At 33.3% G+C, this 23834-nt stretch carries 27 protein-coding genes, 1 pseudogene and 1 other annotated feature; of the genes and pseudogenes, 25 read left to right on the forward strand and 3 right to left on the reverse strand.

Translation table 11 applies throughout. The features are described 5' to 3' along the window. The coding region (locus tag ABE34_RS10310; protein WP_197142287.1) for a zinc ribbon domain-containing protein at positions 1-222 on the forward strand (222 nt) is incomplete at its 5' end. Between the two features lie 1486 nt (positions 223-1708). After that, complete coding sequence (locus ABE34_RS10315) at positions 1709-2869, forward strand: cytochrome P450 (protein WP_197142288.1); 1161 nt, start codon at positions 1709-1711, stop codon at positions 2867-2869. Between the two features lie 609 nt (positions 2870-3478). On the opposite strand, the gene ABE34_RS10320 is transcribed toward ABE34_RS10315, so the two are convergent. Then, on the reverse strand, positions 3479-4432 hold the full coding sequence (locus ABE34_RS10320) for a TRM11 family SAM-dependent methyltransferase (protein ID WP_241747167.1): 954 nt from the start codon (positions 4430-4432) through the stop codon (positions 3479-3481). Positions 4433-4676: 244 nt separating this feature from the next. Here ABE34_RS10320 and ABE34_RS10325 point away from each other — a divergent pair, with 244 nt between their 5' ends. The 4 genes from ABE34_RS10325 (at position 4677) to ABE34_RS10340 (ending at position 7175) form a co-directional block, all read left to right on the forward strand. Further along, positions 4677-5501 (forward strand): DNA alkylation repair protein, encoded by an 825-nt coding sequence (locus tag ABE34_RS10325; protein ID WP_197142289.1) that lies wholly within the window; start codon positions 4677-4679, stop codon positions 5499-5501. Between the two features lie 252 nt (positions 5502-5753). Next, positions 5754-6227: a DUF2975 domain-containing protein gene (locus ABE34_RS10330; RefSeq protein WP_197142290.1), complete on the forward strand. Its 474-nt coding sequence runs from the start codon at positions 5754-5756 to the stop codon at positions 6225-6227. 10 nt (positions 6228-6237) lie between these two features. Continuing rightward, positions 6238-6453, forward strand: a complete 216-nt coding sequence (locus ABE34_RS10335; protein ID WP_079560900.1) for a helix-turn-helix domain-containing protein — start codon at positions 6238-6240, stop codon at positions 6451-6453. 380 nt (positions 6454-6833) lie between these two features. Further along, the gene (locus tag ABE34_RS10340; RefSeq protein ID WP_197142291.1) at positions 6834-7175 is read left to right on the forward strand and encodes a hypothetical protein; all 342 of its coding nucleotides are present in this window, start codon (positions 6834-6836) and stop codon (positions 7173-7175) included. A 310-nt stretch (positions 7176-7485) separates the two neighbouring features. Here ABE34_RS10340 and ABE34_RS10345 read toward each other — a convergent pair whose 3' ends face one another. Both ABE34_RS10345 and ABE34_RS10350 read right to left on the reverse strand, forming a co-directional pair. Further along, positions 7486-8052 carry a DUF4256 domain-containing protein gene (locus tag ABE34_RS10345; RefSeq protein ID WP_197142292.1) on the reverse strand — a complete coding sequence of 189 codons (567 nt, stop codon included), beginning with the start codon at positions 8050-8052 and terminating at the stop codon, positions 7486-7488. Between the two features lie 499 nt (positions 8053-8551). Further along, the gene (locus tag ABE34_RS10350) at positions 8552-9172 is read right to left on the reverse strand and encodes a TetR/AcrR family transcriptional regulator (RefSeq protein ID WP_197142293.1); all 621 of its coding nucleotides are present in this window, start codon (positions 9170-9172) and stop codon (positions 8552-8554) included. A gap of 205 nt (positions 9173-9377) precedes the next feature. Between ABE34_RS10350 and ABE34_RS10355 the strand changes: the two genes are divergently transcribed. From ABE34_RS10355 to tnpA, 19 genes and pseudogenes are all read left to right on the forward strand, one after another. Next, positions 9378-10130: a glucose 1-dehydrogenase gene (locus ABE34_RS10355; protein ID WP_197142295.1), complete on the forward strand. Its 753-nt coding sequence runs from the start codon at positions 9378-9380 to the stop codon at positions 10128-10130. Positions 10131-10552: 422 nt separating this feature from the next. Next, positions 10553-11206 carry a hypothetical protein gene (locus ABE34_RS10360; RefSeq protein ID WP_197229854.1) on the forward strand — a complete coding sequence of 218 codons (654 nt, stop codon included), beginning with the start codon at positions 10553-10555 and terminating at the stop codon, positions 11204-11206. Positions 11207-11392: 186 nt separating this feature from the next. Further along, a complete protein-coding gene (locus ABE34_RS10365; RefSeq protein WP_197142299.1) occupies positions 11393-11575 on the forward strand; it encodes a hypothetical protein in 183 nt (60 codons plus the stop codon). Positions 11576-11717: 142 nt separating this feature from the next. After that, entirely contained in the window at positions 11718-12110 is a 393-nt protein-coding gene (locus ABE34_RS10370; protein ID WP_197142301.1) for an immunity 22 family protein, read from the forward strand. A gap of 225 nt (positions 12111-12335) precedes the next feature. Further along, on the forward strand, positions 12336-12725 hold the full coding sequence (locus ABE34_RS10375) for a hypothetical protein (RefSeq protein ID WP_197142302.1): 390 nt from the start codon (positions 12336-12338) through the stop codon (positions 12723-12725). Between the two features lie 248 nt (positions 12726-12973). Beyond that, complete coding sequence (locus ABE34_RS10380; RefSeq protein ID WP_197142304.1) at positions 12974-13156, forward strand: hypothetical protein; 183 nt, start codon at positions 12974-12976, stop codon at positions 13154-13156. Positions 13157-13341: 185 nt separating this feature from the next. Then, positions 13342-13518, forward strand: coding sequence for a DUF4303 domain-containing protein (locus ABE34_RS25815; protein ID WP_346766909.1), 177 nt, complete (start codon positions 13342-13344; stop codon positions 13516-13518). A 129-nt stretch (positions 13519-13647) separates the two neighbouring features. Beyond that, positions 13648-14169: pseudogene (locus ABE34_RS10395) on the forward strand (DUF4303 domain-containing protein). A gap of 112 nt (positions 14170-14281) precedes the next feature. Beyond that, entirely contained in the window at positions 14282-14638 is a 357-nt protein-coding gene (locus ABE34_RS10400) for a DUF7716 domain-containing protein (protein ID WP_197142308.1), read from the forward strand. A 145-nt stretch (positions 14639-14783) separates the two neighbouring features. Continuing rightward, positions 14784-15185 (forward strand): immunity 22 family protein, encoded by a 402-nt coding sequence (locus ABE34_RS10405; protein ID WP_197142310.1) that lies wholly within the window; start codon positions 14784-14786, stop codon positions 15183-15185. Between the two features lie 258 nt (positions 15186-15443). Beyond that, the gene (locus ABE34_RS10410) at positions 15444-15884 is read left to right on the forward strand and encodes an ankyrin repeat domain-containing protein (RefSeq protein ID WP_197142312.1); all 441 of its coding nucleotides are present in this window, start codon (positions 15444-15446) and stop codon (positions 15882-15884) included. Positions 15885-16065: 181 nt separating this feature from the next. After that, a complete protein-coding gene (locus tag ABE34_RS10415) occupies positions 16066-16743 on the forward strand; it encodes a hypothetical protein (RefSeq protein ID WP_197142314.1) in 678 nt (225 codons plus the stop codon). Between the two features lie 282 nt (positions 16744-17025). Next, entirely contained in the window at positions 17026-17529 is a 504-nt protein-coding gene (locus ABE34_RS10420; RefSeq protein ID WP_197142323.1) for an SMI1/KNR4 family protein, read from the forward strand. A 94-nt stretch (positions 17530-17623) separates the two neighbouring features. Then, positions 17624-18208, forward strand: a complete 585-nt coding sequence (locus ABE34_RS10425) for an SMI1/KNR4 family protein (RefSeq protein ID WP_197142325.1) — start codon at positions 17624-17626, stop codon at positions 18206-18208. 271 nt (positions 18209-18479) lie between these two features. Continuing rightward, positions 18480-18702 (forward strand) — a binding site (T-box leader). Between the two features lie 368 nt (positions 18703-19070). Beyond that, on the forward strand, positions 19071-20408 hold the full coding sequence (locus tag ABE34_RS10430; protein ID WP_197142327.1) for a sodium-dependent transporter: 1338 nt from the start codon (positions 19071-19073) through the stop codon (positions 20406-20408). 333 nt (positions 20409-20741) lie between these two features. Then, positions 20742-20918, forward strand: coding sequence for a hypothetical protein (locus ABE34_RS10435; protein WP_197142329.1), 177 nt, complete (start codon positions 20742-20744; stop codon positions 20916-20918). A 308-nt stretch (positions 20919-21226) separates the two neighbouring features. After that, positions 21227-22585, forward strand: a complete 1359-nt coding sequence (locus ABE34_RS10440) for an aspartate kinase (protein WP_197142336.1) — start codon at positions 21227-21229, stop codon at positions 22583-22585. A 224-nt stretch (positions 22586-22809) separates the two neighbouring features. Continuing rightward, positions 22810-22992, forward strand: coding sequence for a hypothetical protein (locus ABE34_RS10445; protein WP_197142331.1), 183 nt, complete (start codon positions 22810-22812; stop codon positions 22990-22992). A 312-nt stretch (positions 22993-23304) separates the two neighbouring features. Then, positions 23305-23781, forward strand: a complete 477-nt coding sequence (gene tnpA / locus ABE34_RS10450; protein WP_197141399.1) for an IS200/IS605 family transposase — start codon at positions 23305-23307, stop codon at positions 23779-23781. The last annotated feature ends 53 nt before the right edge of the window (positions 23782-23834 follow it).

Consider the following 23834-nt stretch of genomic DNA (forward strand, 5'->3'; position numbering starts at 1 on the left):
AAATTAGAATACAAAGCAACTTGGTATGGCAAAACAATCGTCAAAGTAAGCAGATGGTTTCCATCTAGCCAAATATGTTCTGATTGTGGACATCATGATGGCAAGAAATCTCTTAAAATAAGAGACTGGACTTGTCCTATTTGTCATGCAAACCACGATAGAGATATTAATGCTAGTAAAAATATTCTAGCTGAAGGCTTACGAACATTAGCCTTGGTTTAAAAAATCATAGAACCGTAGGAATCTACGGAGATAGCTTGGTAAATAAGAGAAACCGCTGTTGGTAAAGAAATACACCAACAAGTATGCTCTGTTCCCAAGAATCTCCCACTTCAATCAGACCGTAAGGCCGATAAGTGGGAGTAGTTCAATAAAGAGTTCATAAGAATTGCTAATAGCTCATCTTTTCTCTCGTAATCTTCGTGTTTTACCATTGCAATCATTGTTTTTTAATCTTCAGTCATATAATCCCTAATAAAAATTATTACATGGAGAAACAGGAAACAGTAATCCCTAATATTACATGCCAGAGGGTTTAAATTGAATAGAAAAATAACAAAAAGCATGCTTTTTTATGAGAATGAAGTGACCCCTAAAAGTTAGACACGGTTATTTCATTAGGCAGCGTTTAGGGTATGGGTTCGATATGTGGACTCATACCTTTTAATTTTGCCTTAATCCTTTTTTCAAATCCTGTCAGTATTAGCTTTGGTGATTTTTTGAAATATTTAATGATGAAATGCAGATAAAATCAACCTTTCTGCACTTTCAAATTCGCAAACCATTAATAAGTTTTTAATTTATTCCGTCCTGCTATGCAATACTACAATTTCTTTAAACCTCTATATCAATTAAAGATTAAAAAAATAAAAAAAATCCCAAAAATAGAAGGAGTTTAAAAGGAAATGTATAATATGTAATATTATAGAAAATAAAGAATTAATAGGATGTTAGATTGTGAATTTCTTCTTTTAAACTTTTTAATTGTACCTTTTCGAAATTTAAGTTTCCAATCCTTTAAACAAACGATGTGATAAATAGGTTTTTTGTGTAAATATTCTTACTTGATGTTTTAGCCAAAGGTGAAGTAACAGCTGATAAATCACATCTTGAATATAGGATTATTAAATAACAAACCAAAAGGAAGCCTAAAAAATACACTGAAAGGAGGTGATTTATATGCAATGGAATTATTAAAAGCAGCCTAAAAAATACACTGAAAGGAGGGTGATATATATGCAATGGAATTATTAAAAGCAGATTAAAAATACATTGAAAGGAGGTAATTTATATGCAATGGAATTATTAATACTTAGTAAAGAAAAATGTAATTCAACTTATTAATTATTACGGTTGTACATGCTAACAATTATGATTACAAAAAGACAGGGCTATTCCCTGTCTTTTTATAATGTTAAAACAGGTGATAATATGATAAATGCTTTTAGAGCTTTAAAGATTACGATTCATTTTTAATTAAAAAATTCAACTGTTATTCGTCCTCTATATGCTAGATTTAAAAATACCCAATTTAAAGAAGTATATAATTACGAAAATGATATTTACAAATTTTTAAATACGATACTTAATAATTCTTAAAATAATATTGATTCAGAAAATATACTTCCATTTTTTGTATATATAAGTTACACTTACATTACGAAAAAATTTACTGATATTACCATAAAAAGATGTAGGAGGAACCGCTATGACAAAAACTGAATTACAGTATAATCCCTTGGATCCGGCAACATTAAATAACCCATATCCAATCTACCATCAACTTCGTGAAAATTCCCCCGTTTTCTGGCATGAAGGTATGAAATCTTGGGTTCTAACCAGATATGAAGATTGTAGAGAAGTTCTTCGTAATCACGAATTGTTTGCTAGGGATTTGCGACGTATTGGTGTTGAAATTCCTGATATAAAAAATAACCTTCAAACTTTAGATCCGCCCGCGAATATGCCGTTACGTAATCTAATGATAAAAGCTTTTAATTCTCAGGATATTGAAAGTATTAGACGTAGAGTTCATGATTTAATTGAGGACATTTACAAAAAACAAGCGTCTAATAAAGAATTTGATTTTATGAAAGAAGTTTCAGCTCCGCTTTCATTAAGTTTAACGTGTATTTTGCTAGGCATAGATGAACCAGACTTAGAATCTATTGTAGAAATATCTGATGCTATTGCTTATCAGATGGACTCCGGATTAGTACCAGAGAATGCGGAACTCGGTAATTCAGCAAGAAAAAAACTCAACGAACTTGTTGAAGGATGGCTGGCAGCAGAAGAACAGCCTGGAATTTTATCTTATATAAGAAAAAATAGTCAAAAAGCTAATGTACCAGAACATTATGTGCGTAATACTACAGGCACAATGTTTACTGCAAGCTTTGGTACGTTATATGCATCTTTTGGTAATGCTCTACTTGTACTGTTAGAACACCCAGATATTCTTGATCAATTTAAAAATCAAGAGTTACTTGACTCTGGAGTTGATGAATTAATTAGATATGATGGACCAGCAACTGGAACAAGTCGTTTTGCAGTTGAGGAAACTAAAATTGGGGATACTATCATTAAGCCTGGTGAAATTGTTTTAACTTTACTTGCTGCTGCTAATAGAGATCCTGAAGTATATCCCGACCCAGATAAAATTATTCTTAATCGTTCTGCAAAACCAAATCTTGGTTTCGGTTGGGGTCCGCATTCTTGTGTAGGGACTTTGTTTGGTAAACTAGCAATTCAACAATTAATAGTATGTTTACTCGAATCGCCTAGACGTTTAGAACTGGTATCGGAACCTAAGCGACGCAATACGGCTACTGTACGTTGTATAGATGTATTACCTGTTTCATTTAATTAATTCTTTTATACACTGAATGGTTATTATATTAAAAGTAGTGATAGTATTATTTACAATCACTTATATGAAGCATGTAGTCAGACCGGGCATTCATCTTATATGCTCGGTCTATTTGTATTTAAAAATGGCTTTGACAAAGTATATGGATAACCTTTGGGGTAGTAATATATTTTAGTTATTCGATGAAAAACTGTAATTAAAATGAATGAGGCAACAGTTTCAAAAGCACATGATAATATCGATATCGAGTAACTCTCATTTCAATTTTGGAGTGAGGAATGTGTTTGCTATAAGTTTTTCATCGCTTATAGTTTTAGTAATTGCATTGTCGTTTACTTTTACACAAAAAAAGTAAACCGCCTTGCCTCCCAAGGATGTGAGTCGGTTTACTTGATCTCTTTGCAAATCGCCTTTGAAGCGATGTGTCTTATATATTTTATATACATCTTCAATATTAATTATAACACGCAGATTCACAAGAATATAACTAATTCGACAGGCGGAAAACAGAAATTTAGATAGTTGTCTGTTTTATGTAGCTGTTTTATTGTTAGAGATGATTGGAAGCTAATGGGCATATTATTTCCAAGCTAGCAGATATAATGGTTTTTACTCACATAATAAAATTTGACGTAAAAACGATTGTTTTTTAGCAACACATCGATCAGATATAACAAAGCCTGCATCTTCTATCAAGTTATCAATTGTTTCAATTGTAACGACAACTACTTTATCGGCAATGCGTCGAGCGTGTTGTAGAATATTAAATTGATCTTCGGTGGATGTATGTGTAAATAAGTTATAGGGTAAATCAATAATCGCGACATCATAATGTTCCTTAACCTCAGAGATTGGACCTAATGTAATGTTGCCTGTTAACCCAAAATAAGTGATGTTTTTTCTGGAACCTTGACAAACATTGTAATTCATATCTCGCCCTTCAATATTAATTCCCATGGAAAGGGCTTCAATTACTACTGTCCCTATACCACAACAAGGATCAATCGCACGAATATTTTGAGGCTGAGGAACTGCGATATTTGCAACAGTACGAGCTACTCTAGTACTAAGTGCCGTTGAATAACTGTGTGGCTTGTGTAAATGATTATGCCAAATGGATTCACTCTTCATATGCTTTCCAAAATACCATATTCCATCTATTAAAATAAGACCAAATACAATTTCAGGCTCATTTAGTTCTGGTTCGCCATCTATGCACAATCCTACCTCGCGTTCTATTAATCGACGCTCTGGCAAATGAATTTTCTTCTCTTCACCTATATCCATACTATTTAAACTAACTACTTTATAAGTTGCTTCCTTTACTGTTAAATCCTTCACCAATGTCTTGATGTTTTCTATACTATTATCTTCAAATAGCACTTCAAGTCTGTCCTGCATAAACGGGCTACGGCTTGGATCAATTTTAATAGGGCTTATTATATAATTTGATTGGGAATCAAGATTAAAAAATGAACGCATTTCCATTCTGCACAGATCGTATTCATCAACATGATGTACATATGTGTATATAAATTTACTGTTATTTTGTTCGTTACTCAATTGATTATCATCCTTTTAAGTTGTTGTTCACTTGATTTCACTAATGTTCATAAAAAACAAATGAAGTTGTTATTTGGTAATCGTATCATAGGTGTCTCTATCAAGCCACTTAATATCAATATTGATTCACTATTATGTCGAGGTAAAATTTATTAGAGGGAATAGTGGAAATAATTTGTAAGAAAAAATAATATAAAAATAGACAGGGTCGGATTTAATAACCACAACTACTGGAGGGTGTTAAATGATTGTAAAAGAAGACGTTTTAAATAGAAAGGGCGCTAGAAAGGCAAGTGGTATTCCTAGTGAAGTTTTAATGTTGTTGAATCAAGGGAAAATAGAGAGTGTTAATTTAACGGAATGGCAAGCTGTTCACCATATTACTTTAGTAAAAAATGTTCTACCGTCAATAGGACTAGAAGAAAAGTTAGACTTTATATTAACGGAGATAGAGAAGCCAAAAGTAGAAACAGGAATGAAGGCTATACGCTTAATAGGGAGTTTATTAGATACAGTCATGATGGATGAAAGTGAGGCAAAAAAAGAGGAGCTAATCAAAATATTTTCCACTCATGTATCTGATAGTGTCCGATGTTGGGCAGCGTTTATGAATAAAGACAACGATCATTCTTTAGAAGAAACATTGTTGTATATCCGTTCTTTCGCAGCAGATCATCATTTTGGTGTTCGGGAAATTGCTTGGATGTCAATTAGGGAGGACCTTTCAGCAAATATGGAGAGCAGTGTCGATTTGTTAACCGAATGGGCGAAAAGTGAAGATGAAAACATTCGTAGGTTCAGTTTAGAATCAATCCGTCCTCGCGGGGTATGGACAAAGCATATTGAAAGATTAAAAGAAGAACCGCAAATTGCACTTCCTATTTTACAGTTACTTAAATCAGATCCGTCAAAGTATGTTCAAGATTCTGTCGGCAACTGGTTAAATGATGCTAGTAAAACTCAACCAGAGTGGGTTAAAAACCTTTGTGATGAATGGCAAAAAGAATCTCCAACTAAAGCGACTGAGAGAATCATTAAAAAAGCTCAAAGAACAATCGTAAAAACATAAGGATGATGTTCAACGACGATAAAGCCACAACCACTTAGGACCATGTCTAAACAATCACACTCATGAACAATATTTATTGATTGAGGGAGTTAATCCAAAAAGGATTGGACTCTCTTTTTTATGTAGTTAATTACTTACAGGAGCAAAGTTGGTTTTCAATAAAAAAATAATGAATTTAGATACTTTTTTATTGAAAAACGATAAAATGTGTTTTAAAATCAAGCGTACATTATATTAAGTGAGGTGCTTTTTATGAAACGAGGTTCAACACTCTTTTTAAAAATAGCTGTTTTTCTTATGGGAGCTCCTGTTCTTGCTTTGTGTATATTTGGCCTTTGGTTAGCTAATAATCTAGCAAATCCAGATTACTGGTATATACTATATCCTGGTATAATTATTATGTATGTATCAGTAATACCGTATTTCATTGCGTTATATCAGGCTTTCCTACTTCTAAGCTACATTGATAAGAACAAAGCGTTCTCTAATATTTCTGTAAGAGCTTTAAAGAAAATAAAATACTGTGCAATTACAATTAGTACTTTGTATGTGGTAATGATGCCATTTGTTTATCTTGCAGCAGAGACAGATGATGCTCCAGGTCTCATAATTATCGGAATGGTCCCTATCTTTGCTTCAATGATAATCGCAGTCTTTTCTGCTGTTCTACAAAAGCTTTTAAAAGAAGCCATCGATCTAAAAGTAGAAAATGATTTAATGATTTGAGGTGTTCAATTTGTCAATAATAATCAATATTGATGTGATGTTGGCTAAAAGGAAAATGAGTGTGACAGAACTTTCAGAGAGAGTTGGAATAACAATGGCTAATCTTTCTATATTGAAGAATGGAAAGGCAAAAGCGATTCGATTCTCAACTTTAGAGGCGATTTGTAAGGCTTTAGAATGTCAGCCTGGAGATATATTAGAATACAAAAGTGATAAAGACGTTTAAGAATAATAGACAACAAATTTTTTACAAATAAGTATTTAAGCCTTTAGCGGCTGTTACAACCGAGCCCTATTTTAATGAAATTATTTTGTTGAGTAAATTAGTTGCTTACTGGTAAATTGTTTAAGGATCGCCTGTCTAACGATAGGTGATTTTTTTATGAATACATGAAAATATTGGTCGTTGTTCCAAGTAACTGCGCTTAGATAAAATAGGTTTCGTACTGCATGATGTGGCACATCAACTATCTGCATTTATTATTGTCCTTGGTGTGGGTCGAAAATTTTAAAACAATAATTCTTCCTTCTTAAACGAAAGGGTACTAATCTTTCGTAGATAACATATTTTAAGCAATCAAATTATTCATATAGGAGTGCTGATAAATGCTGGAACTTCAAAACGAGATTAAAATATATTCGAAAAATAGTAAACATTCTTTAATCTTAAAGACAAGGTATCTTGTTGAAATAAATTATACTTTCGCATTATTTGGGCAATCAAAACAGAATTCACTTACCTCTCATTTTTGTATCAGAAAAGAACAAATCAAAAATTTTTGTACAGACTTGGGAAATGAATACGCTTGTGTAGAACTCGCGGATAATGACTCTGATGGATATATTGAGATTATAAAAAATAAAGAGAAGGTTGGTGTAAAAGCACAAATTGGTGGAACTCATGAAGAGTATTTGTATATTGAATTGAATCAAATACTAATACTTTAAAATCTTTTATTAATGATTTGAATGAACTTTTAAGGTATGAGGATGTGTAATTAACGGAGTGCTATACTTGAAGATCATTGAGTTGCATAAGCAGCTCTTTTTTCTATTGAACGACAATTTTGATGAAATTTCGTGTCAAATTTGACCTTCATCTCCCCAACAAGCAGAGAAAAATTAGGACTCACCAAGTTTGGTTAGTCCTAATGTTATTCCTTGCGCGATAGTGGAGGTATCTCTGTATAGTTGGATGCAGCTTTATAGTAAAGTTTGAGTAAATGAACGATATTAACTTGGATAGGAAAACAAAAATTTAGACTCTAAGCGAGCCGCGGAAGCCTCTTGCTGCATAGTAAGAATCCGCACCATTGTGGTACACAAAAACAGTGTCGTAGCGATAATCACAAAAGATGGCCCCGCCGAGTTTTCTAATATTAGCAGGTGTTTGCACCCAGCTCGACGTTTTCATATCGAAATTTTCAAGATTCTGCAGCTCCCGGTATTGTTCTTCCGTTAAAAGTTCAATGCCCATGGCAGTCGCCATATCAATAGCGTTATTTTCTGGTTTGTGCTTTTTCCTTGATTCCAGTGCTTCACGATCGTAACAAACACTTCTACGACCTTTAGGGCTTTCCGCTGAACAATCATAAAAAATGTATTCGCCGGTCTTTTCGTCATGGCTAACCACATCCGGTTCACCGCCAGTACCTTCCATTTCATTAAGCGACCACAGTTTTTCAGTATTAGCCTCGAGCTTAGCTTGTACTTCAGTCCATTCAAGATCTTTATGGCGGTTCATATTTTTCTCAAAACGGGATTTCAAAATTCTGAGTAGTTCCTCACGTTGTTCTAGTGACAACTCCTTATTTTTCTTTGTCATATAGTTTCCCCCTTATTGTTATTACTCATAATTGGATAGAACTGCTCAGTTAGTTCAATAAAAATTCTATTTCTTACTATAGAGTTCTCCATTTAACATGAAGTATTAGGCTTGTTATAAAACACATATCATTTCCTTTATTTATTCCCTTGTTTGAATAATTGTATCGTTTTCGTTTGGGAAAATCGATACGGCACCACTGTCATTTTCAATATCAACAATTAAATCGTCTAGACATATAGGCCATTCCTCTATAGTATCATCCTAAAAAAGATATCAAAAAAAATATAAAATTACTATATGATTTTTTCTGAATTGTTGTTAATTGTACATTCCACTAACAGCAATTCTTGAAAAAACACCTATTAATAAAGAATAGGAACCTAATCTACTGCTATATAATGAACTCCCTCGTAAATTGTACACACTTGCTAACATTTACACGACATATTTAAAATGCAGATGGTTTTTCCTATGAAGTTAATAGCAAAAAATCACTTTATTTTCCAAAAGGATTGTCAACATAAGGGCCCATCATTGTAATACGCATGAGCTGAGTAGCCATAAATTTTGGTGAATAATGCATGTCGTTTTCTAACCACCAAACAATCACCTCGAGAAAGGCAGCAGCAAAATATCTGACAGCCATTTCACGTGGCACTGTAAGCCTCTTATCATCAGGCTGCGTAAAATTGATTCCATTTGAGATAAAATCGATGATGATTTCCTTCAGGCCTGAAGAGAAATAAGGAATGTCTTTTTCAGTTAAAAACACTTTATATAATTTGCTATTTAAAGAAATTTGCTCAAATAAATGCATAAATGTATCGTGTGGCTCATCTGCATCTTTTGAAAAATCAAATTCTACCTTGTCATCGAATGTATCGTTAATACTGCTCACTAAATCATTTAATATTTCCTTTGTGCTTTGATAGAGAAGATCGAGCTTATCGCTATAATGTAGATAAAAGGTAGCACGATTTATGGTCGCTCGCTCTGTAATATCTTGTACAGTAATCTTTTCGTAGCCTCTTTCTGCAATTAATTCCACAAGTGCGTCTCTTAGTAGTTGGCGCGTCCTCATAACCCGAGGGTCCATTTTCTGTTTCTTATTCGACATTTTCAAGCTCCTTGTCTTATTTTTTCTATTATTACGACACTGGCAATAAATTCGTTGATAAAGCGTCGAATCTATGAAATGTGTTGTTTGCCCTTTTTATGAGTATTGATATACTTATATTAACGACGCCGTGTCGAGAATACAACTGGTTGTTAATATGTTCATGAATTAGTCATTTTATTTCATTTAGAAAGGAAGTTTTAATATGGGTCGTTTAAATGGAAAAGTAGCAATCATTACTGGGGCAGCAATGGGGATGGGTGCTTCTGAAGCAAAATTATTTGCTCAAGAAGGAGCGAAAATTATCGCTACAGATATTCAAATCGAGCCATTGAACCAATTAGTAAAGGAAATTAAAGAAAATGGCGGGGATGCTATAGGGATCCAGCATGATGTGACATCTGAAGATGCTTGGAAATCCGTCATTGCCGAAGCAGTGAAGACATATGGTAAGGTCGATGTACTCGTTAACGATGCTGGTGTTTCTTCACCCAAAACAATTGCCAACATGGAAATGGATGAATGGAATAAAATAATGGACATTAATTTAAATGGCTGTATTATTGGGATGAAATATGTGATTCCTGAAATGCAAAAAGCAGGCGGGGGCTCTATTATCAATATTTCCTCCATTGGCGGTATTGTTGGTATGGCAGGTACAAGTCCATACACAGCGGCTAAAGGGGCACTACGCGTACTATCAAAATCAGCTGCAGTTGAATATGGAAAAGAGAAAATCCGTGTAAATTCCGTACATCCAGGTATTATCGTAACGCCAATGACAGCACCAACGATGGAAGAAGGAGGCGCTCTTCCTTTCTATAAAACGTATACGCAACTTCCATCCTTTGGTGAACCAAAGGATGTTGCCTATGGCGTTGTATTTTTAGCCTCTGACGAATCACGCTTTATGACAGGTGCAGAATTAGTTATTGATGGCGGTTGGACAGCTATTTAATAAAAAAATTAAGCTTGAGAAAAAACTAGGCTTCACACAGAATGTGAGCCTAGTTTTTTTGTTATTACCAGGATGAAGAAAAATTTCAGCGAAAAGGGAAGTGAATGCTCGTTTGAAATAGTGGACTATCGTGAGTGAAGAAAGTAGATTCTGATGTGAAACAGAAAAATAGTATGCTAAATGATAGGATAGAGATTTAGTTCGGGTATCTTAATATTTATGGTAGGATAAATATAAAAAGGGGTTTTATTCCAAGTTGTTTACGCTCGCAGAAAACGATGCCTGGAATGTATTAAAAGCGTTTTAAATGCAATAATCTTATGCCAGAGTGTATACGCGGTTTGAGCCTGCAGGCGGCTATACTAAGTATATGGATAATCAAACTCACTGAGCCTGTGCATTATAGGAGGTATGAAAATATTTTGCCATCATGGAATGATTTTACATATGTCGCAATTCCCAGTGCAGGAAGCGGTAAATGGTTGCAAATCATTAATAATTCAAAGCAGTATTGTGTTGAAATAAAAAACGAAGAACTCGTGATTTCTAGGTATCGTGAAAAACACTGCATACAATATGACTATTTAGATATAAAAATAGTCGGCACAGATTATGGAGAATGGGGAGGAGAGTTAAAAGTCGTTTATCCAGATTCGACAGAAATAGTATTAAAAAAGTGTAATGTTAAATCAATCTTCGAATATGAAGGGAATCTATATTTTCTTGAAGGATTAGAACATCTGTATCTGAATACGGGTTATTTACATCAGCTGATTTACGATGATACTCACTTTTCTATTAGGAAGTGTCTTGATTTAAAAGAGTGTCCAATTGCTTTTTATATATTCAATAGTCACTTGTATGTAATATCTAGCGAAAATTTATTTTGTCTATCTGTTGAAAATGGCTCATTTAGAAAGAATATTATATTCAATAATTTCCCATTCAGTGCTTTTGTGCCGAACTCACTTATTGTCTATAAAGGGAATTTTATTATAGGGATGAGAGGAGGATTAGGAAGAATAGATTATGAAAATATTAAAAATGTGCAGTACTTGCAATTGAAAAAAGTATGATTTTCAATTTTTCATTTTGATGAGCCATCTTCGGCAATGAAAAATGTTCAAGATTGGAGAGAGGTTTATGAAAGTAGAAGAGGCTTTAGAAATCATTTATGAATATACCATTGGTGATAACTCTGTACTATATTAAAGAGCAGGATTGGGATTAAATGAAAAAAACTATCATTCATAATTGAAGCAATGAAAGTACTAATTAAGGAATATTCAGATAAACCCGAAGTACCTAAAAAACTAGCCTTATGTTTTGTAGATATCAGCAAATACTTTTATTTTCATGACGGAAAGTATTCTACAGAAGAGGAAGAAAAGTTTGAAGATGCAATTCACGAAATATCATATTTACCAGAAAAATTATTTGGATAGATTTGGTTGAGTATTATATTGAAAGCATTAAAGACTTAGGACTCAAATGGAAGTCTTCTGAATGAGTAAAGCTACTAGAGTAGGATGATCGATGGAAAAAATAATAATAGATAATTGGAAGTGAGGTGAAAAGTATATGTATATGTCTAAAGTGCATGTATGGGTAGGTATTAATAATGCTGATGATGAAACTTATGAAAAATACTTTGAATTAGACTATGATGATCCAGATATGGATATTGATGATCCTCTTTATAAAGTTTGTCAATTTTGTCAGGATATAAATGTAAAATGGTATGATGAAGACTGTATTGGAGTTTACAAGGAAGATGATACGATAGATGTTCGTAAAGCACTGGAAGAGTTATCGATATCGCAGGAAACCATGTTAGAAATACAGGACATTTGTATTAAAAAAGGATTAGAAAAAGTAAATGCTATGTTTTATTACATGGATTCAGAGATAGATGTCGTCGATAAAAACATTTTGTATAATGAATTAACTTATATTGGAGAATTTGATACAAATTTATAAAAACTAAATTCCATATAATATAAAACATATGTAGAAAGTGTCATAATATCCTTTTTATATATGTTTTTTGTTAATAGGAATATTCTTGTACAGAAAGATGGTCATAATAGAGAAATACCGTAGTTAGTATTGAGAGATTTAGATAATAACAAGGATGTTTCCTTATATTGTTAAGTTAGAAAGTTAATAGTAATCGAGATGTATTGTAAAGGAGGCGTTTAAAACATGCAGAAAAAATTGAACCCAGTAGATTTAATATTAGATATTAAAAAAGATGTTTATTTACAACAAATTTCTAGTTTTGAAAGTACTTTGAACATTCCCTCTTCAGATAATGTGGACATGCTTTCAGAAAGTGTTCGCTTTTATCAATCACTGAATGATTATCAAAAAAGTATGCTTTTCTATCTAATTGAAAGTTCAGTTTCAAATACAATCTCCAATGTGTTTGGTTGGTTAGATGGTGTTTATTACTTAGAAAAACAAACTGAAAATTTAGAACTTAAATTTGAGAAAAGTGAAAACAAGTTAAATGGATGTTTGCAGGATATTTGGCTAGCTATTGAAGAAGGGGACGATATTGATGAGCTTAGAAAGCTGTATGGTGATTTTTAAATAATAAGAAAGGGTATACCGTTTACGCTCCAGCTGTAAACTTCGCTAATCAAAAAGAAATAAAAAGTACAAGGTGATGTATTTACTTCAGCAATTATAAAGTGTCAAAAGTGGAGGTGAAAATCGATGCATCTGGATCAGGCACATAATATTGTTTATGATTTTACAATTGGTGATAATTCAATACTGATGGAGTTACGGGTCGGGAAGGATTAAATAAACAAAGTTACAAACTCTTAATTGAAGCCATGAAAAAGTTAATTGAAGAATATAAAGATAAATCTGCAGTTCCTAAGAAGCTCGCCTTATGTTTTGTAGATATAAATAATTATTTTTATTTTAACGAGGGCAGGTACACCGAAGAGAAAGAAAAAGAATTAGAAGATGCAGTTCACGAAATATCTAGTTTGGCAGAGCAATTATTTGTATAAAATCTAGAACCCATTAAAAAAGAGAGTTGGCTATGAAATAATGTTGAACTATACCATATAAACATTGCGAATATATCTTATTTAGGTTATTAGGAAGGATGACAAAGAATGAAAGATTTTTTTATTTATTTAAGTGAAAGGCTGGTTAAAGTTATAAAATTAGATTTTACTAACATACAAAAATAATCGGTAATGAAAAAATATATGCAGCAAGTTTAGTAACAGATAGTGATACAGTTAGTCTTTTCAAGGCGGTGAATACAAACGAATTTTTAGAGAAAAAGAATGATGAGAAGGACACGCAAGATAGCGAATTACTTGCACAATTTGCAGAATACTTTCCAGTAAAGGGGAATGACTAGTTGATCCTTTCAGATATGATCACGAAAGAAGGTAAATAGGTGACTATTTAGCGAGTAAGAAATATTGGTGAAACACTTTATTAGTGGGTTATGAGACTGAATGCTTTCTTTAAAGATTTAGAAAAGATGATGGTTAGTGCTATTAAAAATGATTTCAAAGAAATGTTGCGTTCTATCGCGGATGAAAGAATCTATGTAGTTTGTATTGTAACAGATAGTGAGGCGAGAACCACATTTTTTGTGGCTAACACATATGAATATATATAGAGAAGAGATCAAGAATATATTGAGAAGGGATGGGAGAGCGCATATGATGAACTAAAATGGGACTCTTCCGAGTGGGGATATAGTAATAGTCATTTTCAATCAGATGCCAGTATGTCTGTTGCAAGCTATTTATCAGATAAAAGAGATGCCATAGAAGAAGAAATCTTTGATGAATTTGAAGAGAAGCTTCATACAACTATGATTTCAGTGCTTGATATCGTTCATAACGAGAAAGTTATTAGTCAAAATAAAGATGATATTACAGTCTTCATCTCGATGTCTGATGACGAAAGAACTGAAGTAGTTGAGAATTATTCAGCTAGGTCGTTAAATTCAGAAAAAGTTTACAAGGAATTCTTAAAAAGATTTGATAATATCGTATAGTTATTTAGGAATTACATGTAATACACTTTTTACATAGTATAGTGCGGGCTTTTTAGTAATAAAGGTGTTATTTGAAAAATAGATCAACTAACTTAAGAGAGTGTGTGAAATTATGACTGAAGAAAAAATGAGTTTAATCAGTATTAGTAATGTGTTAACACATCCAGAGAAAAATCCAGAGACTTGGTTTTATCTTCCTCCAAATTCAACAGAATGGAATTTAAAAACAAAGGGGGTATTTTCTCTAGATAGCTTTGATTTTTCAACTGATTCAGATGATTTTTTACCGGAACAAGTGAAAAATAATGGTTGGATAGAAACATTGGATGGAGCAAGTATTGAGGATGTAATTGATAATGTAAATAATCAATTAGAAAATCCAACACTAGATCAGTTACTCCAAGCATTCATTTATTATTTTGAGAATGATGCGTTTTTAGTTTTTTTAAGTAGGTCAGAGATAAAATAATGTTTTTGAATGTTATTGGAAGAGAGGGGAATGTACATTCTGGATCACATTCAACTGGTTTAAAAAGTCTTCCTGGAACATTTAGAAAGCAAGTAGTTATTTTTATAGATAACTGTCTTAGGCTTTAAGTGAGGTGTAAATAATAATGGAAATAATGAGTAAGGTTCATGTTTGGTTAGGAATTAGCAACGTTGATAACGATACCTTTAATGAGTATTTCAAAATCGATTATAATGATCCGGACATGGATATTGATGATCCAAAATATAAGGTATGTGAATTTTGTAAAGATATTAATGAAAAAGTGTATGACGAAGATTGGATTGGTGTCTACTGGCAAGATAAATTAGCAGACGTGGATGAATTTATTGAGGAACTTTCAGTAGAAGATGAGACGATGGTTGAAATAAAAAAGATCTGTATTCACAAAGGATTAGACAAAGTAAACACAATGTTTTATTATTTCGATCCAGAAATAGAAATTACTGATGTTAACAAGCTTTATAACGGTTTGCATTATATCGGATTATACGATACCGACTTTTAGTGTAGTGATCGTATCAAAAGAGTAGGAAAACTCCTGATAATAGGTGGTTTTTTCTGCTCTTTTCTTGTGTTTTTAAATGGAATTATTTTCATTAAAAATATTATTTAATAAAATAATATAAGTAGCATCGATATCGGGTGGATGACAGGGAATATTGGATGAAGAGACTCAAACCATTCTTACGTATAATCCTTTAGATAAGGTTGTTATAACGCAATCTTACAGGAATTAAATCAAATACACCGTGGAGGGAAGAAAATGAATAAATTCGATGATACACAATTGTATGCGTTATTAAATGAATCAAATTATGAGAAAATCAATGCATTTTTACAAATATACGGCATAGATAGTGTTGATAGGGACGGACGTACATTTTTGATGTCTGCAATCGTTGAAGGTAAAGGGGATATTGTAAGTTATCTTTTGAATATTGGATGTAATGTGAATGCTAAAGATAAAGCGGGCTTAACTGCGCTGCATTTTGCAGCTATTTATGACAGATGTAGTATTGTAAAGGTTCTTATAACTAATGGTGCTGAAATTGATGCAGTTGACTACATAGGAAATACCCCTTTATGGAGGGCGATAATGGAACATAGTAATGAAACATCAACGATAAGGTATCTATTAGAGAATGGGGCCGATCCTAATAAGTCGAATAATCGTGGGATAGCACCAAAGGATTTACTCGAATAGTAATCAACAATCGAGTCGCAATAATTTGCTTGATAATAATGGTTTATTAGATTCAGAAACATATGTAAAGAAGACGAAAGCACTTTCTTAACATATGTTTTTTGTATTAGACGTTGGACAGCGTATCAGTAGGACGGCCAGGAGAAACAAAAACGACGAAAAATTTAGGGGCGTGTATAAGGTGATAGAAAAAGAATACAACTTGCTGGTTAAAATTTTTGAAAAATATTACGACTCATACGAAGAAATGCTATGCCGAGTAAAAGACTTAGAAAATGATACGGTTATTTGGAGTGATTCATTTTTGGAATTTTTTCCATATCAAAATGCACTGAGTCAATTAAAGAAGCCAAAAATCTATAAAGCTGAGCCCAAATCTAATGAAGGTGTTATAGTAAGTAAGTTTAAAAATGGTGAACTGTACTATTCTTATGATAATGAAAATAAGGGATGGGGCAGTGTTTTTGTAATAAAAGAAGATGGAATGAAACTGTATTTAAGGTTTCTAAATAACGATAATGATGAAATCGTTCTAGAACAAGTATATTGTATAGTTTTTAAAGAGACTGTGATTGAAAAAGTATTATTCTATTTTAAGGACGTTGATTTGGACGGGGACCAGGAATTGAACGAAGAAACATTTTTGGTGGATAAATATTCATATAATGGTAATGCGACGATTAATTCAATTATAAGAAATGGATTTTATCACGAAAGTAAAAATAGTATACCAACTACCACATTTCGATTTGAGTATGTTAATGAAGATATATTTATATACTCAAAACAATTGAAACTAAATCAAATGGATGACGAAGAGTTAAGGTGGAAGATTAAAAAACAAAATCAAGTACGATAGTAGAAACGGAAAATGTGGACTAAGCCCATTAAATCAATTGCACCTCTAATACTCAGAGTGATTAATGAACTATATCCTGTCTATTAGATATAGGAAATAATAAAAATACATGAAGCGGCTTGAGTCTAAAGGACTCAGGCCGTTTAATCTTTTCTGGTAATGGCAAGGTGAATCTAAAAGTAATTGAGGCACATTTGGAAAAGTAGGGGGTATTGGGATAAAATAAAGCTAAGCAGGCTCGGGAAAAGTTTAATAAGTAAATTTGAGATTAAAGGAGAAAGTATGAAGATAATAGAGGTCATTAAAAAAATTGAACAGGATTGTAATTGCAAGCTTGTCAAAAGGAATACAGAATTCAGGAGTGAATTAGCTCTCCCAGAAGATTTGAATTATTTTTTTAGCAATTATGACTCCTTATATATATTTGTAGATAAGCCTTATGGATTAAAAATAGTTTCTTCTAATGAGTTTATTCCAACTAGTAAAAGGCTTTACCCGGAGGATGATGTTATTTGGGAGGAGCTCGAAGGGGATGTTAGTAATGAGTGGTATCTTATTGCTGAATCTGAACAAATCAACCAATACATAAGTATTGATATGAGCAAGTCTCATTTTGGTTATTGCTATGATAGTTTCTTGGACACTCATGCAACACAAGGGGATAGTCAGATTATTGCTAAAAGCTTTACGGAACTGTTAGAACGTTTATACGCTAGTAAAGGCGAAAATTGGTTTTGGTTGACTGAAAATTTCAAGTCGTATGGGGATGCTTATGATGGCAGGTAAAATATTTATTAACACTAAGTGTTTGTGGTGAAAATTGGATTAACGTCTTTCGTATCTACATCTGAAACGGACAAAATGAATAGGGAGGCTCATCATGACGGAAATATTAAATAGAGACCCGATATTACCAATTAAACAAATAGGGGAAGACAATTGGATTGAAAATCTGACATCCTTTCTTGAGAATCATGATGTAGAAGTGATTTCATTAAAAGGTGAAAAAATTTATGAAAAGACAGAGCAATATCTAGATTGGACAATCCCCTCACAAACGAAAAATTATTTCTTAAATTTTGGTGGTATAGAAAGTTCTGATTTTATGTACAACCTTAAGAAAATAGGCGAGTGGGAAATATTAACGAATTCTATTTGGGAGTTTGTATCATTAAACTTTCTAGCAGAAGAAACAGATAAATATATTGTTTTTTCTGAAAGTCCTAGCAATGACCCTGTTTGCTTTAAAAGGGACACTGGAGAGATATATTTGTTTTCTCATGATCCCATTAATAGGGCTAAAGTATATAAAGATTTTAATGACTATTTATTAAATGAGATAGTTGAGATTCAAAAATTGTACGATGAAGTCACATTTAATAGTTCGAAAGAAGAAATAGAGTATAAAGAAAATTTGTTGGATGGCGATGGTATTGATTTTGATTTCCGTTATTTAAAGCTTTGAGTACAAATAGCAACAAGGGTGGTCGGATTGCTCTATATTTCCAAGTGATTTTCCTGATAAAGGTAGTAAAAATACCTTTGTTGGTTTAAAGGATTAATGATCAAATAATTTAACTATAAAAATATAAAAGTTTAAACTCAATTCATTCAAAAGTCATATTATGAATTTTTATAGCAAAAAATATGAGGATAATACATAAAAATTCAAAAAATTAATTGACTCAAGTATTTAATGTGTGATAAAAATGATAGTATCAATTCGGAAAATTAATATTTGGGCAATGATAGGATTAAGTAGTGAAAATCTCCCTATTTCAGAGAGCTGATGGTTGGTGCGAATCAGTATATAGATGATCATGAATTTCGACCTGGAGCATCTTTCATAAATCACATGTTGTGAGGAAGTGGAAGACGGTAGTGAATACCGTTATCAAATAAAGTGGTGAAGAATTTTTTCACAACTAGGGTGGTACCGCGATATATATCGTCCCTACGTACTTACGTAGGGACGTTTTTTGTTAAGGTTAAACTCTTGTTGTATTTTCATAACTAGGGTGGTACCGCGATATTTAATCGTCCCTACGTATTTTGCGTAGGGGCATTTTTTATTAAGGTTTTATGCTTGTTCTATCTTCATAACTAGGGTGGTACCGCGATATTACATCGTCCCTACGTATTTACGTAGGGACGTTTTTTATTAAGGTTTTATTCTTGGTGTATCTTCATAACTAGGGTGATACCATGTTATTTTTAAAATCCCTAGGTTTGAAGTGGCTGTAGGTGAAAGGGGTCACGATAGACCAATATGAATAAAAACCGAATTGTCATTAACAAAGAAATAGAAGAAGAGAGGAGTTAAAGAGATGAATTCACAGCAATGGACATCGAAATTAGGTTTCATTTTAGCTGCAGCAGGCTCAGCGATAGGTCTTGGTGCGATTTGGAAGTTCCCGTATATGGCCGGTATTGGAGGTGGCGGTGCGTTCTTCCTTATTTTCATCGGTTTTACCTTATTAATTGGTTTACCGTTATTATTGGCGGAATTTGTTATTGGAAGAAGTACACAAAAAGAGGCTGTTGAAGCATATAGAACGATTGCTCCAAAAACGCAATGGCCGTGGGTAGGTAAATTAGGGATTGTCACTTGTTTCATATTGCTTTCATTCTACAGTGTTGTTGGAGGATGGATTTTATTATATTTATGGAATGCGATTACAGGTAGACTGTGGGAAGGCAATGGCTCTTACGAAGCAACTTTTACGGAAATCATTGCTAATCCATTTTTAGCAGTTGGATCACAGCTATTATTTATTCTTATGACTATTTTTATCGTAAGTAAAGGTGTACAAAACGGTGTTGAAAAAGTAAATAAGTATTTCATGCCAGCACTATTTGTTTTATTCTTTGTCTTAATTATTCGTGCCCTTACACTAGATGGAGCAGGAGAAGGGGTTCGTTTCTTCTTACAGCCTGATTTCTCAAATGTGACATCTGAAATTATTTTATATGCGATGGGGCAATCGTTCTTCTCGTTATCTGTCGGCGTTGGCGTAATGGTTACGTATAGCTCATACTTACCGAAAGAAGAAAGCTTACCACGTTCGGCATTTTCTATCGTTGGTTTAACGCTTGTGATTACATTGCTTGCAGGGCTTGCTATTTTCCCGGTAGTCTTCGCATTTGGAATGGAACCATCTCAAGGGCCAGGGCTATTATTTATTGTCTTGCCCGCGATTTTCAGTAAAATGGCGTTCGGAAAAGTGTTCTTCATTATTTTCTTGTTACTATTTTTCTTTGCAACGATTACATCAGCCATTTCCATGTTGGAAATTAGCGTGGCCTCTTTAACGACAAAAGGTAAAGGGAAGCGCGAAAAAATGGCATTGATTGTAGGATTACTTATTTTTGTTGTAGGGATTCCATCGGCGCTTTCATTTGGCGTATTGAGCGATGTAGAATTGTTTGGAAAAACGATATTTGATTTCGCAGACTATACAGTAAGTAATATTTTAATGCCGCTCGGTGTATTATTAGTTGCGATCTTCGTACCGTTTAAAATGAAGAAAGATGTATTAATGAGTGAACTGGGTGTAAGTAAAAATAAAGGTTATAAATTATTTGTATTATGGTTATTCTTACTTCGCTATATAGCACCGATTGCAATTATTATCGTATTTTTAAATGTAATTGGCGTGATTTAACATACAGAAGGCCCTAGCATATCGTTATGCTAGGGCCTTTTCGTTATAAAATCAGGCACCTAAAGAACTGCTCCGATTCCTACGAATACAGCCCTCCACAGAATAAAAGCACAAATCAATGCAATCCCCGTTTAAAACAGATAAAAAAACAATAAAAGAATAGCTTGACATCATTCATTAATAGCACAAACATCACAATTTTTTCAGCATATCATAATGGAGAAAGCGTTTTCTTCAATTAATATAGAAGAAAGTCACTACAATTCAATCAAGTTTGCCGCAAAATACTTTGTTACAAATGCTAAATATTAATAAGTATAAAAGAGTTCTTGATTGAGGTACATTTCGTCACTTGATTTTATTACGACGCTTGAAAAAATGTCTCTAAATGGGGAAGTCATATTCGAAGAGTTTCGACCTGTCGTTGTAATAAATCAACATCCTGCTGTTGAAGTGATACAACTTTATACAATTAAAAATGATCATCTTGAAATCCATATTAATTCGTAAAGACGTGGTTTGTTTTGACATGTCAGATACACCATTGAAAATTCTGTAAATTAGATGAATTCAGCTAGTTCAGACAAATATTTGTACGAATATTGGAATTTTACGAAAAAATTTTGCAAAAACCTTAACTATTTCATACGAAATCCGTATAATAAATCAAACAGTGTGAAAATTGTCCATTTTCCGCCGATTAATTGCGTGAATTTTTTAAATTGTATTGACGTGGGGAATGATAATTTGTACACTGTGTACAATCAATTGTTTTTTGGAGGAATACATTTAATTTAAAAAGTTAGGATTTGATGGTTATGATCGTATGTAAATTTGGTGGAACATCTGTAGCAAGTGCAGAACAAATTCAAAAAGTAGCAAACATTGTAAAATCTAATCCGGCACGTAAAATCGTAGCCGTTTCTGCACCAGGGAAGCGTTCTGGTGACGATATAAAGGTAACTGATTTATTAATTAACTTAGCAATGGCAGCATTAAAAAATGAAGATTTTGAGAAAGAATTACAAATAGTTGTAAATCGCTTTATGGCGATTGCGGATGGTTTGGAGTTAGATTATACAATTTGTGATGTGATCGCTGAAGATTTACGTGAACGTGTACAGGGTGATAAATCGAATGAGGAATTATTTATCGATAGCATCAAAGCGGCAGGGGAAGACAATAACGCGAAGCTAATCGCAGCTTATTTTAATTCCATCGGTATGACGGCACGTTATGTAAGCCCAAAAGAAGGTTTGGTCGTCAATGATTTACCTGAACGCACGTATGCTTTACCAGAGGCTTATGCTAATTTAGAACCACTAAAAAATACCAAGGAAATTATTGTATTCCCAGGTTTCTTCGGTTACACTAAAGCGGGCATACTGCGTACATTTGATCGCGGTGGTTCTGATATTACAGGCTCTATTTTAGCAGCTGCTGTTGAAGCAGAGCTTTATGAAAACTTTACGGATGTGGACTGTGTGTTCTCTGCGAATCCGAAAGTTGTGAATGATCCAGTGGAAATTAAAGAAATTACGTATCGCGAAATGCGCGAATTATCCTATGCAGGCTTTTCAGTTTTCCATGATGAAGCGTTAATGCCTGTCTACAAGATTGGGGTGCCCGTTAACATAAAAAATACAAATAATCCATCAGCCCCAGGTACTCGTATCGTACCAAGACGCTCTGTTACAGGACGTCCAGTTACAGGTATCTCGGCAGACAGTGGCTTTTCAACTTTATATGTGTCAAAATATTTGATGAATCGTGAAGTAGGCTTTGGACGTAAGCTTCTTCAAATTTTGGAAGATGAAAATATTTCTTATGAACATACACCTTCTGGTTTAGACGATATTTCTGTCATTATGCGTTCAAACCAAATTACATTAGAAAATGAAGAAAGAATTCTTTCTCGTGTGAAAAATGAGTTACATGCAGATGATGTGCAAATGCGTCATGGCTTCTCGATGATTGTTATCGTAGGTGAAGGTATGCGTAATAATACAGGCTTAGCGGCACGTGCTGCAACTGCGATTTCTAAAACAGGTGCAAATATAGAGATGATTAATCAAGGTTCATCTGAAGTTAGTCTAGTATTCGGAGTGCTACAAGAGTTTGAAAACCAAATTTTACAAGCACTTTATGAGGAATTTTTTGCACATGTGAGAGTGTAAGGATATATAGTGAAACTTTTAACAGTGGGGAGTTTTTTATCCCCACTTATTATTTAGTGTTCACGGGCAGTTTGCCTTCGCTTAATTAATCGGTAGAGGTGGTACAGAAAAAATACTGCCTGTTAATATGGGGGATAAACGCTAATCCTTGAAACGGATTAGTGTTTTCTTTTTGACGAGAATACGGTAAAATCGAGGGCGTACACAGATTGGGGGTTTTTCTTTTGAAAAAATTATCGATTGGTATGCTTCTATCAATGATTGGCATACTATTTGTTTGTTTAACGATTATGGATGTTTTACCGTCCTCGACTAAAACAATGAAAATTGTCTATATCGGTATTGGTTGGGTATTTATTATTGCGGGCTCGGTCGTTCGTTTTAAAACTTTAAAACAAAGACAATAACGAAATATCGCGAAATTGAATTGTGGCAACGTGCGAATTTGTGATACAATTTCAAAAAAATAAATAATTTGAGTATTATGAAGTTGCGATGCTGTTCGAAAATTCAAAAGTTGTAAATTGAGGAAAAATGATTAATTTAAGAATCAACAGTACAAATTCTTCTTTGTAAGAATTTGTTTTTTTTTGTATCTTTTGAAAACCCCTTGCTATGCGAGGGGTTCTAAAGAGCTTCTAGCTATGGACAAGAAAAAAACCCCAGTCGTACAATGAATTCAGGTCTGGTCAACCGACTTCGTACGAAAGGGGATCCAAATGGATAATAAAAGTTTAGCACACACAACATGGAATTGTAAGTATCACATCGTCTTTGCGCCAAAATATAGAAGGCAGATAATTTATGGGCAAATCAAAGTAGATGTAGGTAGAATTCTTCGCCAGTTATGTGAAAGAAAAGGCGTAGAAATTATTGAAGCAACAGCATGTCCTGATCATATTCATATGTTGGTAAGTATTCCACCAAAATTAAGTGTTTCATCGTTTGTGGGTTATTTGAAAGGGAAAAGTAGTTTAATGATATTTGATCGACATGCGAACCTGAAATACAAATATGGAAACAGGAAGTTTTGGTGTCGTGGATATTATGTAGATACAGTAGGAAGAAACAGAAAAATCATTCAGGAATATATAAAAAATCAATTACAAGAGGATATTCTTGAGGATCAAATGACCATGAAAGAATTCATTGATCCATTTACAGGAGAAGAAATAAAAGCAAAAAAGCGAAGATAATAAAACCACTTTAGTGGTAGCGTGAAAACGGAGTGCGGTTGGCGGACCTTTCA

The sequence above is a fragment of the Lysinibacillus sphaericus genome (assembly GCF_015844675.1).
Taxonomy (GTDB): domain Bacteria; phylum Bacillota; class Bacilli; order Bacillales_A; family Planococcaceae; genus Lysinibacillus; species Lysinibacillus sphaericus_E.

Coding starts and splice junctions, on each gene's coding strand:
- ABE34_RS10430 (WP_197142327.1), top strand. CDS start 19,071: ATGAATTCACAGCAATGGACATCGAAATTAGGTTTCATTTTAGCTGCA.
- ABE34_RS10350 (WP_197142293.1), bottom strand. CDS start 9,172: ATGTCGAATAAGAAACAGAAAATGGACCCTCGGGTTATGAGGACGCGC.
- ABE34_RS10410 (WP_197142312.1), top strand. CDS start 15,444: ATGAATAAATTCGATGATACACAATTGTATGCGTTATTAAATGAATCA.
- ABE34_RS10420 (WP_197142323.1), top strand. CDS start 17,026: ATGAAGATAATAGAGGTCATTAAAAAAATTGAACAGGATTGTAATTGC.
- ABE34_RS10325 (WP_197142289.1), top strand. CDS start 4,677: ATGATTGTAAAAGAAGACGTTTTAAATAGAAAGGGCGCTAGAAAGGCA.
- ABE34_RS10365 (WP_197142299.1), top strand. CDS start 11,393: ATGAAAGTACTAATTAAGGAATATTCAGATAAACCCGAAGTACCTAAA.
- ABE34_RS10340 (WP_197142291.1), top strand. CDS start 6,834: ATGCTGGAACTTCAAAACGAGATTAAAATATATTCGAAAAATAGTAAA.
- ABE34_RS10345 (WP_197142292.1), bottom strand. CDS start 8,052: ATGACAAAGAAAAATAAGGAGTTGTCACTAGAACAACGTGAGGAACTA.
- ABE34_RS10425 (WP_197142325.1), top strand. CDS start 17,624: ATGACGGAAATATTAAATAGAGACCCGATATTACCAATTAAACAAATA.
- ABE34_RS10330 (WP_197142290.1), top strand. CDS start 5,754: ATGAAACGAGGTTCAACACTCTTTTTAAAAATAGCTGTTTTTCTTATG.
- ABE34_RS10380 (WP_197142304.1), top strand. CDS start 12,974: ATGAAAAAGTTAATTGAAGAATATAAAGATAAATCTGCAGTTCCTAAG.
- tnpA (WP_197141399.1), top strand. CDS start 23,305: ATGGATAATAAAAGTTTAGCACACACAACATGGAATTGTAAGTATCAC.
- ABE34_RS10370 (WP_197142301.1), top strand. CDS start 11,718: ATGTCTAAAGTGCATGTATGGGTAGGTATTAATAATGCTGATGATGAA.
- ABE34_RS10355 (WP_197142295.1), top strand. CDS start 9,378: ATGGGTCGTTTAAATGGAAAAGTAGCAATCATTACTGGGGCAGCAATG.
- ABE34_RS10315 (WP_197142288.1), top strand. CDS start 1,709: ATGACAAAAACTGAATTACAGTATAATCCCTTGGATCCGGCAACATTA.
- ABE34_RS10405 (WP_197142310.1), top strand. CDS start 14,784: ATGGAAATAATGAGTAAGGTTCATGTTTGGTTAGGAATTAGCAACGTT.
- ABE34_RS10400 (WP_197142308.1), top strand. CDS start 14,282: ATGACTGAAGAAAAAATGAGTTTAATCAGTATTAGTAATGTGTTAACA.
- ABE34_RS10440 (WP_197142336.1), top strand. CDS start 21,227: ATGATCGTATGTAAATTTGGTGGAACATCTGTAGCAAGTGCAGAACAA.
- ABE34_RS10375 (WP_197142302.1), top strand. CDS start 12,336: ATGCAGAAAAAATTGAACCCAGTAGATTTAATATTAGATATTAAAAAA.